The organism is Flagellimonas sediminis (assembly GCF_010500845.1).
Classification (GTDB): domain Bacteria; phylum Bacteroidota; class Bacteroidia; order Flavobacteriales; family Flavobacteriaceae; genus Flagellimonas; species Flagellimonas sediminis.
On the sequence record NZ_JAAAMI010000007.1, the window covers coordinates 104,712 to 117,365 of the forward strand.

At 42.9% G+C, this 12,654-nt stretch carries 12 protein-coding genes; 4 read left to right on the top strand and 8 right to left on the bottom strand.

Annotated elements, in window-relative coordinates:
• Positions 1–71 precede the first annotated feature (71 nt).
• The 3 genes from GTK07_RS13925 to GTK07_RS13935 are packed head-to-tail and all read left to right on the top strand — an operon-like array spanning position 72 to position 2,611.
• Positions 72–608: an RNA polymerase sigma factor gene (locus tag GTK07_RS13925; protein WP_163635858.1), complete on the top strand. Its 537-nt coding sequence runs from the start codon at positions 72–74 to the stop codon at positions 606–608.
• Positions 598–1,200 carry a hypothetical protein gene (locus tag GTK07_RS13930; protein WP_163635859.1) on the top strand — a complete coding sequence of 201 codons (603 nt, stop codon included), beginning with the start codon at positions 598–600 and terminating at the stop codon, positions 1,198–1,200. Before GTK07_RS13925 ends, GTK07_RS13930 begins: the two co-directional genes overlap by 11 nt.
• Positions 1,172–2,611, top strand: coding sequence for an MAP7 domain-containing protein (locus GTK07_RS13935; protein WP_163635860.1), 1,440 nt, complete (start codon positions 1,172–1,174; stop codon positions 2,609–2,611). The genes GTK07_RS13930 and GTK07_RS13935 overlap by 29 nt, the downstream gene beginning before the upstream one ends.
• Positions 2,612–2,720: 109 nt before the next feature.
• Here the strand turns inward: GTK07_RS13935 and msrA are convergent, their stop codons facing one another.
• Positions 2,721–3,413: a peptide-methionine (S)-S-oxide reductase MsrA gene (msrA, locus tag GTK07_RS13940; RefSeq protein ID WP_163635861.1), complete on the bottom strand. Its 693-nt coding sequence runs from the start codon at positions 3,411–3,413 to the stop codon at positions 2,721–2,723.
• 390 nt (positions 3,414–3,803) lie between these two features.
• Here msrA and GTK07_RS13945 point away from each other — a divergent pair, with 390 nt between their 5' ends.
• Positions 3,804–4,040 carry a hypothetical protein gene (locus GTK07_RS13945; RefSeq protein ID WP_163635862.1) on the top strand — a complete coding sequence of 79 codons (237 nt, stop codon included), beginning with the start codon at positions 3,804–3,806 and terminating at the stop codon, positions 4,038–4,040.
• A 178-nt stretch (positions 4,041–4,218) separates the two neighbouring features.
• Here GTK07_RS13945 and GTK07_RS13950 read toward each other — a convergent pair whose 3' ends face one another.
• The 7 genes from GTK07_RS13950 to GTK07_RS13975 form a co-directional block, all read right to left on the bottom strand.
• Positions 4,219–5,388 (bottom strand): sensor histidine kinase, encoded by a 1,170-nt coding sequence (locus GTK07_RS13950; RefSeq protein WP_235932874.1) that lies wholly within the window; start codon positions 5,386–5,388, stop codon positions 4,219–4,221.
• Between the two features lie 212 nt (positions 5,389–5,600).
• Positions 5,601–8,963: a preprotein translocase subunit SecA gene (gene secA, locus GTK07_RS13955; protein ID WP_163635864.1), complete on the bottom strand. Its 3,363-nt coding sequence runs from the start codon at positions 8,961–8,963 to the stop codon at positions 5,601–5,603.
• 135 nt (positions 8,964–9,098) lie between these two features.
• On the bottom strand, positions 9,099–9,323 hold the full coding sequence (locus tag GTK07_RS13960) for a DUF2795 domain-containing protein (protein WP_013551418.1): 225 nt from the start codon (positions 9,321–9,323) through the stop codon (positions 9,099–9,101).
• Between the two features lie 125 nt (positions 9,324–9,448).
• Entirely contained in the window at positions 9,449–10,006 is a 558-nt protein-coding gene (locus GTK07_RS13965; protein ID WP_163635865.1) for a cob(I)yrinic acid a,c-diamide adenosyltransferase, read from the bottom strand.
• A 91-nt stretch (positions 10,007–10,097) separates the two neighbouring features.
• Entirely contained in the window at positions 10,098–10,253 is a 156-nt protein-coding gene (locus tag GTK07_RS19185) for a hypothetical protein (protein ID WP_203583803.1), read from the bottom strand.
• 16 nt (positions 10,254–10,269) lie between these two features.
• Entirely contained in the window at positions 10,270–10,767 is a 498-nt protein-coding gene (locus GTK07_RS13970) for a hypothetical protein (protein WP_163635866.1), read from the bottom strand.
• A 2-nt stretch (positions 10,768–10,769) separates the two neighbouring features.
• Positions 10,770–12,641, bottom strand: coding sequence for an ABC-F family ATP-binding cassette domain-containing protein (locus GTK07_RS13975; RefSeq protein WP_163635867.1), 1,872 nt, complete (start codon positions 12,639–12,641; stop codon positions 10,770–10,772).
• Between the last annotated feature and the right edge of the window lie 13 nt (positions 12,642–12,654).

Below are 12,654 nucleotides of genomic sequence, written 5' to 3' on the forward strand. Positions count from 1 at the left end.
TAATTTGCAACGAGGCCACTTTTGTCTCGTCCTTAAGATGAACAACTAATAAACCAAGCATAGAACCGAGCGTGTTCCATATTGAGCTAGTGGAGCGGTGCAAAGCGAACGATCGCCAGGCACAGCTTAAACTGTACCATCAGTATTGTGATGGTATGTTCGGTGTGGCCATGCGGTTCCTTAAAAATGCAGATGATGCAGAGGATGTGCTACAGGAATCATTTATCAAAGCCTTCCAACGTATCCATCAATTTAAGGGAGAGGTAACCTTTGGGGCTTGGTTAAAAAGGATAGTGGTGAACGGGAGCATCGATTTTTTAAAGTCGAAACACCAACAAATGGTGGAACTCAGTGAAAACCATCTACATGTAGCGGATGATGATGTTTGGACAGTGGAGGAAGGAATTTCCTTGGAACAGGTTAAAACTGCCATTGAGGAATTGCCCCAAAAGTATAGATATGTGGTACAGCTGTTCTTGGTTGAAGGGTATGACCACAGTGAGATTTCGGAAATTTTGAACATCTCGGAAACGGCTTCTCGCACGAGGTTGTTACGAGGAAAGGCACAATTACAGGAAAAATTAAAGGATTTGGCTTATGGCACATGATCTAAGGGAATTATTTAAAAAAGAGAGAGAGGAAAAGCGCCACAACTTAAAAAAGGGGCACGAGGCACGGTTCTTGGCCAAATTGGATGAACAATTGCCAACCACTCTTCCCATGAAGAAAGCGTTCACCTGGTGGTTGCAGGTTGCCGCTTCGGTAGTGGTAGTTCTTGGATTGTCGGTATATATTTTCTTGGGTTTCAGTGATGGAATTGAACCGGATGAAAATATCACCGTGGTGGACAGGCAAGATTCGGATGGGGAGGAACAGACCATTTCCTTGGGTGATCTTTCCCCGGATTTGAAAAAAATAGAGACCTATTACACCACCAACATCAACCTACAGCTTTCCGATCTGGAAATAGACCCGGACAACAAAGAGCTTATGGACAGTTATATGGACCGCTTGGCAGAACTCGATGCCGAGTACCATAGGTTGAATGCCGAACTGAACGAATTTGGTCCCAATGACCAGACTATAGAGGCCCTGATCAAGAATCTACAGCTTAGGCTACAGTTATTGCAAAAATTAAAAACAAAGTTGAATCAATTAAAATCATCAAAAAATGAACAGGAAACGTCTAATATTGTTTAGTGGTTTACTCGCTGTGCTGGCAGGGTTCACCTGCCAAGCACAGGAGAAATCGAAGACCTACAAGGAAACCTATAACGTGGACAAGGACACGGAACTCAACATCAACACCAGTTATGCCGATATTGAGTTTGTGACCTGGGACAAGGACCAAGTGGAAATTACGGCCATCGTGGAGTTGGATGGCGTGCCCGATGAGGATGCTAAATCCTATTTTGACCAAGATCTTGTAAAGATCATGGGCAATAGTAAGGAAATTGAAGTGAGCACCGAAGGTGCCGGACCTTATGCATTTGATTTTAGAAGCATTGACATCAATATACCTGAAATTCCCTCCGTGGCCCATATCATGGAGAATATCGATATTCCCGAAATGCCCAAGATTGCGGTGCTTCCTGAACTGGCCATCATGCCCCCCCTGCCTCCTATCCCACATATGGATTTTGATTATGATGCCTATAGAAAGGATGGGGACAAGTATATGAAGGAGTGGAAGAAGAAGTTTGATAAAAACTTTGACGAGGATTATAAAAGGCACTTTGAGGAGTGGAGCAAAGAGATGAAAGAAATGGCCAAGGCTCGCGAGGAGCAAATGGCAGAATTGAAAAAGCAGCGTGAGGAAATGAGGGTCGATCGTGAAAGAATGCGCCAAGAAATGCGGGAAGAACTGCAGACACAGCGCGAAGAGCTAAGAAACCAAAGGGAAGAAGCCAGGAGACAACAAATGGAAGAGGCCAGGGCCGTTCGTATTTCTCCCAACGTGTTCTACTTTTCATCTGATGGCAAGAACAAGGAATACAAGGTGAAGAAGCATATCATCATCAAAATGCCAAAATACCTTAAATTAAACTTGAACGTGAGGCACGGCGAGGTAAAACTCGCCGCCAATACCAGGAACATTAACGCAAGCTTGTCCTACGCAAGCTTGCTTGCCTCTACCATTGATGGCGACAAGACCGAAATCAGGGCGTCCTATACCCCAGTTGTGGTGCAACGTTGGAACTATGGTACCTTGAGAACCAATTATTCCGATGATGTAAGTCTAAAGGAAGTGAAGGAATTGAAATTGAACTCCGTATCGTCCAATGTGGTGATTGGCAATTTGACGAGTAAAGCATCCATGACCAATAACTTTGGCAACTTAAGCATCAATTCGGTTTCCGATGGATTCCATACGTTGGATATTTCTGTGGAAAACGGGGAATTGGATTGTAAATTACCGGCCACATCCTTTGTGATTTCCGTAAACGAAACCACCTCGGGGTCAGGTTTCAAGTATCCCCAAGCCTTGAAACTCCAATCTTCTAAAAGTCATGGTTCCAATCTTTATAAAGGGTACCATATTAACAATACTGAAGGTAAATCCATCAACATCAGATCCAAATACAGCGAGGTGGTTCTAAAGAATGAATAACACCTCCTATTCCCAAAGAGCCAACTACTTGCCGCAGGCCGATTCTCCTTCCCAGGCCAAAAATAATTCCTAAGGATTCAAGGTTCTTTACCCAAAAAATGGTCTCTTTTTAATGCACATCTTCCTTTAGGAAGGATTTGAAATTCTTTTTGAACCGGTTCAACCTAGGGATGGATACATTTTGGATGTAACTGTTGTTTGGGTGCAGTTTTTCATAGTCCTGATGGTAGTCCTCAGCTTTATAAAACTTGTCAAATTTTTTCACCTCGGTCACTATCGGGCTACCGTACACATGGTCGGCTTCCAATTTGGAAATGTAATCTTTAATGATTCTCTTTTGCTCCTCATTTTTATAAAAGGCAATGGAACGGTATTGGGCACCCCTGTCCGGCCCTTGTCGATTTAAGGTGGTGGGGTCGTGCGAACCGAAGAACACTTGCACTAATTGAGTGAACGAAAGCACTTTTGGGTCATAGTACACTTCCACGGACTCTGCATGGTGCGTTTTTCCATAGGATACCTGCTCGTATGTCGGGTTTGTTTCAGTGCCACCGGAATAGCCGGAAATAACTTCCTTAACGCCCTTTACACTCTCAAAGATGGCCTCCACACACCAAAAACATCCGCTGGCAAAATACGCCGTTTCATATTCCTGCAGTTCTGAAGGGGTCAGTTTGGGGGTTTCTTGGTTTTCGGTCGGCTGTTGATGGGCCATTTCTGGTTCGGCGGATTTCTCTTTGGGTCTACAACTGGTCGATACCAGAATCAGAAGGATGAAAAAGGGAATTCTCATAGTATTCATGTCTTTCTTGCTTAGTTGTTTTAAGATACCAAGAATTACACGAACTGGTGTTAAAATTTTGAAAACCGACCCCTGTTCATTTCTAAGCTATGGTTTGCCGTTTAATACGTTAGTTTACATTTTTCCTACATATTGATGTTTAAAAATAATCCTTTTCCTACAAATATAATATTCATTGTCAATCACTTAGAAATGTCCTTACATATTCATGATCGATGAAATGCACATGGCTTCGGTATGGTGTATTTGACCCCAAAAACGTTCGTCGTCGATAAAATGCACTTTAACCAAGAAAAGTTTTTACACCGAAAATATGGATCGGTTAAGCGACACAAATCGGATCAGGGGTGGGTGCGAAGGTAATTTTACCTCGTAATAAAAACCCAAATCATGAAAACAATTTTAACCATCATCGCAGTAGTTTTTTTCGGAACAGTGGCCATGGCCAACGAAACTTCCAAAGAAGTTAAGGTAAATACCATTACTGTGGGCGTTGAATTGAACATCGACCTTCATACCCCTGTTAAGAAAAACAGGGAAGTTGCCAGATTGTACAAATTCAAAAACTCCAGGGTTAAAAAAGAGCTTTCTTTTACTACAAAAAAGAATACCGCTAAATTGGCTTGATCATGATTGCAGGTTTGTTGGTTCCTTGTGCGTTGTTTTTGAGTTTGGCTTTCGTGATTGCTTCGATAGCTTTTTCGCTTAGGGAAAGAAAATTTCAAAGAATATAGGGTGCAGTAGTATATTTCATAACTGAAGAAGGCCGGTCTTGAACCGGCCTTCTTTATTTTTTGTGGTTAAATTAATCCACCGAATTGAATTCTTCCACAATTTCTTCGAACTCAATGCGGTAATACGTTCCCTTTTTGTCGTAATCCCTGCTGATGGTGCCCCTTAGCTGTCTTGCCAAATTGTAAATTAATTTAAGTCCCAATGAATTGGAAGTTCTAGGGCTGATGTCTTCCGGATATCCGATTCCGTTATCGCCCAAATACATTGCAAAACGGTTGTCGCCAATTTTGTGCACCGAAACGTGGACTTCTCCATCATGTCCTTCTGTAATGCCATATTTGAGGGCATTGGTGATCGTTTCGTTGATAATCAGCCCCAAAGGTATAACTGTATCAATGCTTAGCTTATGGTCATCGATGTCCAGATCCACCTTAACGCTGTTATTGCTTCCCTTTACGGAACGGACCAGATAATCGCACAGTTCCTTCACATAGGGTTTAAGTTCTATTTTGGAAAGATAGTCGTCCCTTTTGTAAAGCATTTCGTGTACCATGGCCATGGATACTACCCGGTTTTGACTACTTTTGATAATGTTGCTGATTTTTTCATCGGCAATGGCCCTGGATTGCAAACTCAAAAGACTGGAAACAGTTTGAAGGTTGTTCTTAACCCGGTGATGCACCTCTTTGAGCAGGGTTTCCTTTTCTTCGATACGTTCCTGGATCTCGTTGCGCGATTTGTACAGTTTGTGGTGTGCCCTCAACAGGTTTTTTCCAAATACGCCCCCAAGTAGATACACGGCAAAAACAGCACTCAAAAAGGCAAACCAATTCCGTGATTCCAAGGGTACTGTATTTCCGGATATCTTAAAGTCACCTGTATCATAAAGAAACAATATGGTAAGTACCGCCAGATTGATGATCAAATACAGTTGTCCGAAGACCTTGGTGGTCACATAACCGGCAAACACCACAATGGCAAGAACAAATATAAAAGGACTTTGTATGCCACCACTATAAATGGTGATGACAATGGCCCCGATCATGGATAGGATGGAAGTAAGGTTGTAGGTAAGTACCAGATTGTTATGTTGTTGGTACAATAAGGTATTGATCAGGTTGATAAAGGCATAAATCAGAAAAACATAAGGGATAACGCCCCTGATGTCCAATAAGAAAAAGCAGATCAATCCAAAAACGGCGGCAAAAATGGAAGAACTATAGTTAACCTTTAGTATCAAATCAGTCTTATCTTGTAATCGATATTTATCCTCACCAGGAACTTTCATATGCTGCACGAGATGTTGCCCTTTACTGCCAAAAGGTTGAAAATTGGGCCAGTAAAAGAAACTTAATGGGGTGTTTCAAGGTGTAAATCTAACTATGTTTTTGATATAAAAAAAGTGGCAGCTATAAATAACTGCCACTCTTGTTTTATTTGGATGATGAGGGACTATTCTTCCACCAATACCCAATCTCCTTTATCGAGCAGGGGCTCTGCCTGCTTAAACTTCATGGATTTACTCTCTCCCGACATGACATTTTTAATGGTGACCTTGTCGTTACGCCCAATTTTCGGTTTTTCCCTAACAATGGTTTCGGTAACATGGGGTCTTTGCCCCTGTGTTTGACCGACCGCCCTGTTTTGGGCCGCAAGTTCATCACTATTAGGTATTTCCTCCTTGGAGGTCTGTAGATTTTCTTTGGGTTTGCGAACTGTTCTGGCTTCTTGGATCTGGTTGGTATTCTCTGAAGGCAGTTCCCCTTTAAATAAGAACGAAATCACTTCTTTGTTCACCTTGTCGATCATACTTTTGAAAAGTTCGAAGGCTTCGAACTTATAGATCAACAGAGGATCTTTCTGTTCGTGCACTGCCAATTGAACGGATTGTTTCAACTCGTCCATTTTACGCAAATGCGTTTTCCACGAATCATCGATTATGGCAAGGGTGATGTTCTTTTCAAAATCGGTGATCAATTGTTTACCGTCCGTTTTATAGGCCTTTTCCAAATTTGTCACCACGTTCAGGGTTTTGATCCCATCGGTAAAGGGAACCACAATACGCTCAAACTTGTTGGAGTCGTCCTCATATACCTTTTTGATCACTTGGAAGGCCACGGTGGCACTGCGTTCCATCTTTTGTTGATAGTGTCCATAGGTAGCCTTGTACACCGTGCTGGCAATTTCCTGGAATCCCATTTTTTTGAATTCTTCTTCGGAAATTGGTGATGTGATCGAAAAATATTTGATCAGCTCAAACTCAAAATTTTTGAAATCATCTGCCATTTTGTTGGTCTCCGCCACCACTTCACAGGTGTCGTAGATCATATTGGCGATGTCCACCTTTAAGCGTTCTCCTTGGAGGGCATGTCTCCTTCTTTTGTAGACCACCTCCCTTTGGGCGTTCATCACATCATCATATTCCAACAAACGCTTACGGATACCAAAGTTGTTCTCTTCAACCTTTTTCTGGGCACGCTCGATGGATTTGGTCATCATGGAGTGTTGGATCACTTCTCCTTCTTCCAGTCCCATGCGGTCCATCATCTTGGCTACTCGGTCCGATCCGAACAATCGCATCAAGTTGTCTTCCAAAGAAACGTAGAATTGGGAACTTCCCGGGTCTCCCTGTCTACCGGAACGACCCCTCAACTGCCTATCCACGCGTCTGGAATCATGGCGTTCGGTACCAATAATGGCCAATCCACCTGCTTTTTTCACATCAGGGCTCAATTTAATATCGGTACCCCTACCGGCCATGTTGGTGGCAATAGTGACCACACCAGACTTACCGGCCTCGGCCACAATGTCCGCTTCTTTTTTATGGAGCTTGGCGTTCAAAACGTTGTGCGGGATCTTACGTACGCTCAACAATTTGGACAACAATTCCGAAATTTCTACCGAAGTGGTGCCAATTAGTACTGGTCGGCCGGCGGTGGCAAGTTGGGTCACTTCTTCAATAATGGCATTGTATTTTTCGCGCTTGGTCTTGTAGATCAGGTCATGCCTGTCATGTCTTGAAATTGGTCTGTTGGTAGGGATTTCCATTACGTCCAACTTGTAGATTTCCCAGAACTCCCCAGCTTCGGTAACGGCGGTACCCGTCATTCCCGATAGCTTGTTGTACATTCTAAAATAGTTCTGAAGGGTGATGGTGGCAAAGGTTTGGGTCATGGCCTCGATCTTCACGCTCTCCTTGGCCTCAATGGCTTGATGGAGACCGTCGGAATATCTTCTACCATCCATGATACGACCTGTTTGCTCGTCCACGATCAACACTTTGTTGTCGATCACCACATATTCCACATCTTTTTCAAAGAGGGTATAGGCCTTTAGCAACTGGGTAAGGGTGTGGATCCTTTCGCTTTTGATAGCAAAATCCTTGAAGAGGTCTTCCTTGAGTTCGGCCTCTTCTTCAATTTCCAGATTTTGGTTTTCGATCTTGACAATTTCGCTACCAATATCGGGCAGTACGAAAAAGTCCTTGTCCTGATCTCCGGAGATGTATTCAACTCCCTTATCGGTCAGTTCTATCTGGTTGTTTTTTTCATCGATCACGAACAACAGTTCCTCATCCACTTTGGGCATTTCCCTGTTGTTGTCCTGCATGTAGTAATTCTCGGTCTTTTGCAGCAATTGCTTCACACCTTCTTCACTCAAGAATTTGATGAGTGCTTTATTCTTTGGAAGGCCACGGTGTACACGTAGCAATTGGAAACCACCTTCTTTGGTGTCCCCTTCCTTGATCAACCGTTTGGCTTCTGCCAAAACTCCGGTCAAATATTGTCTTTGTTTTTGAACGATATCGGAAACCTTAGGTTTGAGTTCGTTGAACTCATGTCGATCTCCTTCTGGAACGGGCCCAGAAATGATCAACGGGGTACGGGCATCATCGATCAATACGGAATCCACCTCATCCACAATGGCATAGTGGTGCGGACGTTGTACCAAATCATCAGGTGTGTGCGCCATGTTGTCACGTAGGTAGTCAAAACCAAACTCATTGTTGGTTCCATAAGTGATATCGGCATTATAGGCGGCCCTTCTACCATCGGAATTGGGCCTGTGCTTGTCTATACAATCCACGGAAAGACCATGGAACTCGAACAATGGGCCCATCCAGGCACTATCCCTTTTGGCAAGGTAGTCGTTCACGGTTACCAAGTGCGCTCCTTTTCCTGCCAGGGCGTTAAGATAGAGTGGGAGGGTGGCCACAAGGGTCTTACCTTCACCCGTCTGCATTTCTGCAATTTTACCTTGGTGCAGCGCAATACCCCCAATCAACTGTACATCGTAATGGATCATGTCCCAAGTAACTTCTTTACCGGCGGCATCCCATGAGTTTTGCCAAATGGCCTTGTCACCTTCAAGGCTAACATAATCCTTGTCACCGGACAGTTTTCTATCGAACTCGGTTGCGGTGACCGTCAAGGTTTCGTTGGCGGTGAAACGTTTTGCCGTTTCTTTTACCACGGCAAAGGCTTCGGGCAAAATGGTGTTCAGTGTATTTTCTGAAATTTTATAGGCCTCCTCGTTCAATTTGTCTATTTCGGAATAGATCTCTTCGTTTCTGTCGATGTCCGTAGAGGCTTCGACTTCTGCTTCGAGGGCGGCAATTTTATCGTTGATTTCCTTGCAGTCTTCGGCAATCTTGGCCTTGAAGGCAGCGGTTTTTTGTCTTAGCTCATCATGTGACAATCCTTCCAACTGCTGCTCGAAGGATTTTATTTCTTTCACCAAAGGTTGGAGCGCTTTTACATCTTTCTCCGATTTATCTCCTACAAAAACCTTCAGTACGGAATTAATTAAACTCATGGAATAATTTTTCGTTTGAATGGCAAAAGCTGTTCCAAGGATGGGATTGCGATGAAATTCTTTTGCTGGGCTGTCAAAATTACATAAAAAAAAGCCTCAGATGAGACTTTTTAACGTGCTTTGTGCTTTAAGAATTTAATATTCATCCTCATTCCAGAGGTAATCTTCCTCTGTTGGATAATCAGGCCAGATCTCTTCGATGGATTCGTATATCTCGCCGCCCTCTTCTTCCATGGACTGCAAATTTTCAACTACTTCCAACGGGGCTCCCGTACGAATCGCATAATCTATCAGTTCGTCTTTGGTGGCTGGCCAAGGTGCATCACTTAAATATGAGGCTAGTTCTAACGTCCAGTACATAGTAACGGTTTGATTTTAAATTTTTTGCAAAAATAATTTTTAAACCCAATTAGTCAAGTAAAAACTGGATTATTTAAAAATTATTTTATTGTTGATAAAACTTATGGGTGAAAAAAGCGATTTTATCAGTCCAACTTCTCTGGAACCCACTTAATTTCAAGGGCTTTCAAATCATGGGATAATTTTCTGGCCAAAACAAAAAGATAATCCGATAATCGGTTGATATAAGAAAGTACGGTTTCTGGAACGGGTTCATTTTCATGTAAATAGGTGATCATGCGTTCTGCCCTGCGGCAAACCGTTCTGGCAACATGACAGTATGACACGGTGGTGTGCCCTCCCGGGAGAATAAAATGTGTCATTTCAGGAAGATTTTCATTCATCTCGTCCATTTCCTTCTCCAACAGCAACACATCCTCTTCAATTATTCTTGGAATTTTTAGGCGTTGGTCCTTATCGGGTTCGGTGGCCAAAATAGATCCGACGGTAAACAGCTTTTCTTGGACCAGCACCAATGTGTTCTTGGAGTGGGAGTCCATTTCCTGATCACGAAGCAATCCCAAATGGGCATTTAGCTCGTCAATGGTGCCGTAACTTTCAATACGTATATGGTGTTTTGGAACCCTTTTGCCTGTAAAAAGAGCCGTAGTACCTTTATCGCCTGTTTTGGTATATATTTTCATTTTTTCAATTATCAATGTTCAATAAACAATAATCAATTAACAGCTGTTGTCTGATCGGTGTGTGTATTGCCATTTGTTCATTGTCCATTGCTTATTGTTCATTGTCCCGTCTCCGTTTGCCGTCCATAAATCTTCGAGATTTCCTTCGTTTGGTGGCCCGCTTGTTTCGGGACAAAATCACCAGATAGAGTAGGCCCAATACGCCTAGTACGTACCAAATTGTGTTATCTGCTGCAACATTTTCCATACCTAAAAATACTTCTTTAAATCCGAATGGTGAAATGCTCCTTTACCTGTTCCCTGCGGATAAAGAGGATCCCACAATGGTAAAGGTCCATACTTACAGTAATCTCAGATTGAGCAATGAGGTTGTTCCACCCCTCCAGTTTCTTTTTGTCTCCGTAGATGTCGTCAATCATCAACATGGTGTCATTGTGGAACCTACCTTCGGTCAAGAGTGCATTGAATTTGGAAGGACTAAGGTTTTCAAGAAAAAGTACATCCAATATTTGTTGTTCAAACTGGACCTTCGGAAATATTTCGGTTACCAGTTTCCTGATTCCTGAGTCTTGGATGATAGCATTCTGAGCCTCAAAATATTCGATGCTCTTGAGCAAAACGTTGATGCTTTTGTTCTTTTGGTACTTCTTCTTGTTGTAAAGGCATTTCGTTACAAAGTTGAAGACGAAGGGCGAATGTACCCTGTGTTCGTTGGTAGATTTCAAAAGAAATGCAAGAAAAGAAGTGATTTTAAACCACATGACTACCCTTCAAGAATTGAAGAAAGCTCAAACCACCGCTCCGTTTTGGTCTCGATGGCATCCGAAACTTCCTTGAGTTGCACGGATAATTGGTTGATCTGATCACCAGTTAAGTCTGGATCGGTAAAGCGGTTTTGCAACGTCTCTTTTTGCTCCTCAAGCTTTTGGATGTCCTTTTCCAATTGCTTGTACTCTTTTTGCTCGTTGTACGAAAGTTTGCCCCCGCTTGTGTCCCGCCAGTTTTTTTCCTGTTTCTCTCCAGCGGTGGACTTGTTTTCTCTTTCTTCCTCTACCTTGCTGCTCTCGTAAACACGATAATCAGTATAGTTGCCCGGAAAATCCTCAATAATCCCATTACCCTTAAAAACAAATAGGTGATCCACTATCTTGTCCATAAAATAACGGTCGTGTGAAACTACGATCAAACAACCTGGGAAATCCAACAGAAAGTTTTCAAGCACATTGAGGGTTACAATATCCAGATCGTTGGTGGGCTCATCCAGGATCAAAAAATTGGGGTTTTGGATGAGTACCGTACACAGATATAGGCGTTTGCGTTCACCTCCACTCAGTTTTTCAACAAAGTCGTACTGCTTTTTCCTGTCGAAGAGGAAACGTTCCAAAAGTTGTTGGGCAGAAATCTGCCTTCCTTTTAGCAGGGGAATGTAATCCCCAAATTCTCGGATCACATCAATGACCTTTTGGCCTTCCTTATCAGGAATCCCTCTTTGGGTGTAATAACCAAATTTTAGCGTATCGCCGACCACCACTTTTCCACCATCCACTTTTTCCTGTTGGGTGATAATGTTCAAAAAAGTGGATTTACCGGTGCCGTTCTGCCCAATAATCCCAATACGTTCCCCTTTGGTGAAGTTGTAATCGAATTTGTTCAGGATCACTTTGTCCCCATAAGATTTGGAGATGTTATGGAGTTCCAAAATTTTGCTGCCCAAACGTTCCATATTGAGCTCCAGTTGTACTTCGTGCTCTTTTCTGCGTTGATGTGCCCTTTGCTTGATCTCGTTAAAATCGTCAATTCGGGACTTGGATTTGGTGGTCCTGGCCTTGGGCTGTCTTCTGATCCATTCCAATTCCTTTTTATAGAGCATTTTGGACTTCTGTTGTTCCACGGCTTCCCGTTCCATGCGACCCTCTTTTTCATTCAGGTAGTAGGAGTAATTGCCCTTGTAGGTATAGAGTTGGTTGTTGTCCAATTCAATGATTTCGTTACAGACCCGGTCAAGGAAATAACGGTCGTGCGTAACCATAAAAAGCGTGATATTTTCTTTGGCGAAATAGGCTTCCAGCCACTCGATCATTTCCAGGTCCAAGTGGTTGGTAGGCTCGTCCAAAATAAGAAGGTCCGGCTTATTGAGAAGGGCGTTTGCCAGAGCTAAACGTTTTTTCTGGCCACCTGACAATGACGATACCTTGGCATCGAGTTTTGTCAATTGCAGTTTGAAAAGGATTTGCTTGTACTGCGTCTCAAAATCCCAGGCATGGTGTCGTTCCATGGCTTCGAACGCCTTTTGGTATTGTACGGTATCTTCTGGATTTTCCACTGCCTTTTCGTAGGCAGCAATGATCTTTAAGATTTCATTGTCCGTCGCGAAGATGGTTTCTTCAACAGTGAGATTGGGGTCCAAATTAGGTTCTTGTTCCAAATAGGAAATCTTGATTCCTTTTCTAACATTCACTTGACCCGTTTCCGAGGTGTCCTTGCCGGACATGATGTTCAATATAGATGTCTTGCCACTGCCATTTTTGGCGATGAGCGCTATTTTTTGGTCTTTGTTGATGCCAAAAGAAATGTCGGAGAAAAGGACCAGTTCTCCATAGGATTTCGATATGTTTTCTACCGTCAATAAATTCATGGGTACTTTAAAT

Bases quoted from the DNA above. Each gene is read 5' to 3' on its own strand.
- GTK07_RS13930 (WP_163635859.1), top strand. From the start codon at position 598: ATGGCACATGATCTAAGGGAATTATTTAAAAAAGAGAGAGAGGAAAAG.
- GTK07_RS13935 (WP_163635860.1), top strand. From the start codon at position 1,172: ATGAACAGGAAACGTCTAATATTGTTTAGTGGTTTACTCGCTGTGCTG.
- msrA (WP_163635861.1), bottom strand. From the start codon at position 3,413: ATGAATACTATGAGAATTCCCTTTTTCATCCTTCTGATTCTGGTATCG.
- GTK07_RS13945 (WP_163635862.1), top strand. From the start codon at position 3,804: ATGAAAACAATTTTAACCATCATCGCAGTAGTTTTTTTCGGAACAGTG.
- secA (WP_163635864.1), bottom strand. From the start codon at position 8,963: ATGAGTTTAATTAATTCCGTACTGAAGGTTTTTGTAGGAGATAAATCG.
- GTK07_RS13960 (WP_013551418.1), bottom strand. From the start codon at position 9,323: ATGTACTGGACGTTAGAACTAGCCTCATATTTAAGTGATGCACCTTGG.
- GTK07_RS13965 (WP_163635865.1), bottom strand. From the start codon at position 10,006: ATGAAAATATATACCAAAACAGGCGATAAAGGTACTACGGCTCTTTTT.
- GTK07_RS19185 (WP_203583803.1), bottom strand. From the start codon at position 10,253: ATGGAAAATGTTGCAGCAGATAACACAATTTGGTACGTACTAGGCGTA.
- GTK07_RS13970 (WP_163635866.1), bottom strand. From the start codon at position 10,767: ATGTGGTTTAAAATCACTTCTTTTCTTGCATTTCTTTTGAAATCTACC.
- GTK07_RS13975 (WP_163635867.1), bottom strand. From the start codon at position 12,641: ATGAATTTATTGACGGTAGAAAACATATCGAAATCCTATGGAGAACTG.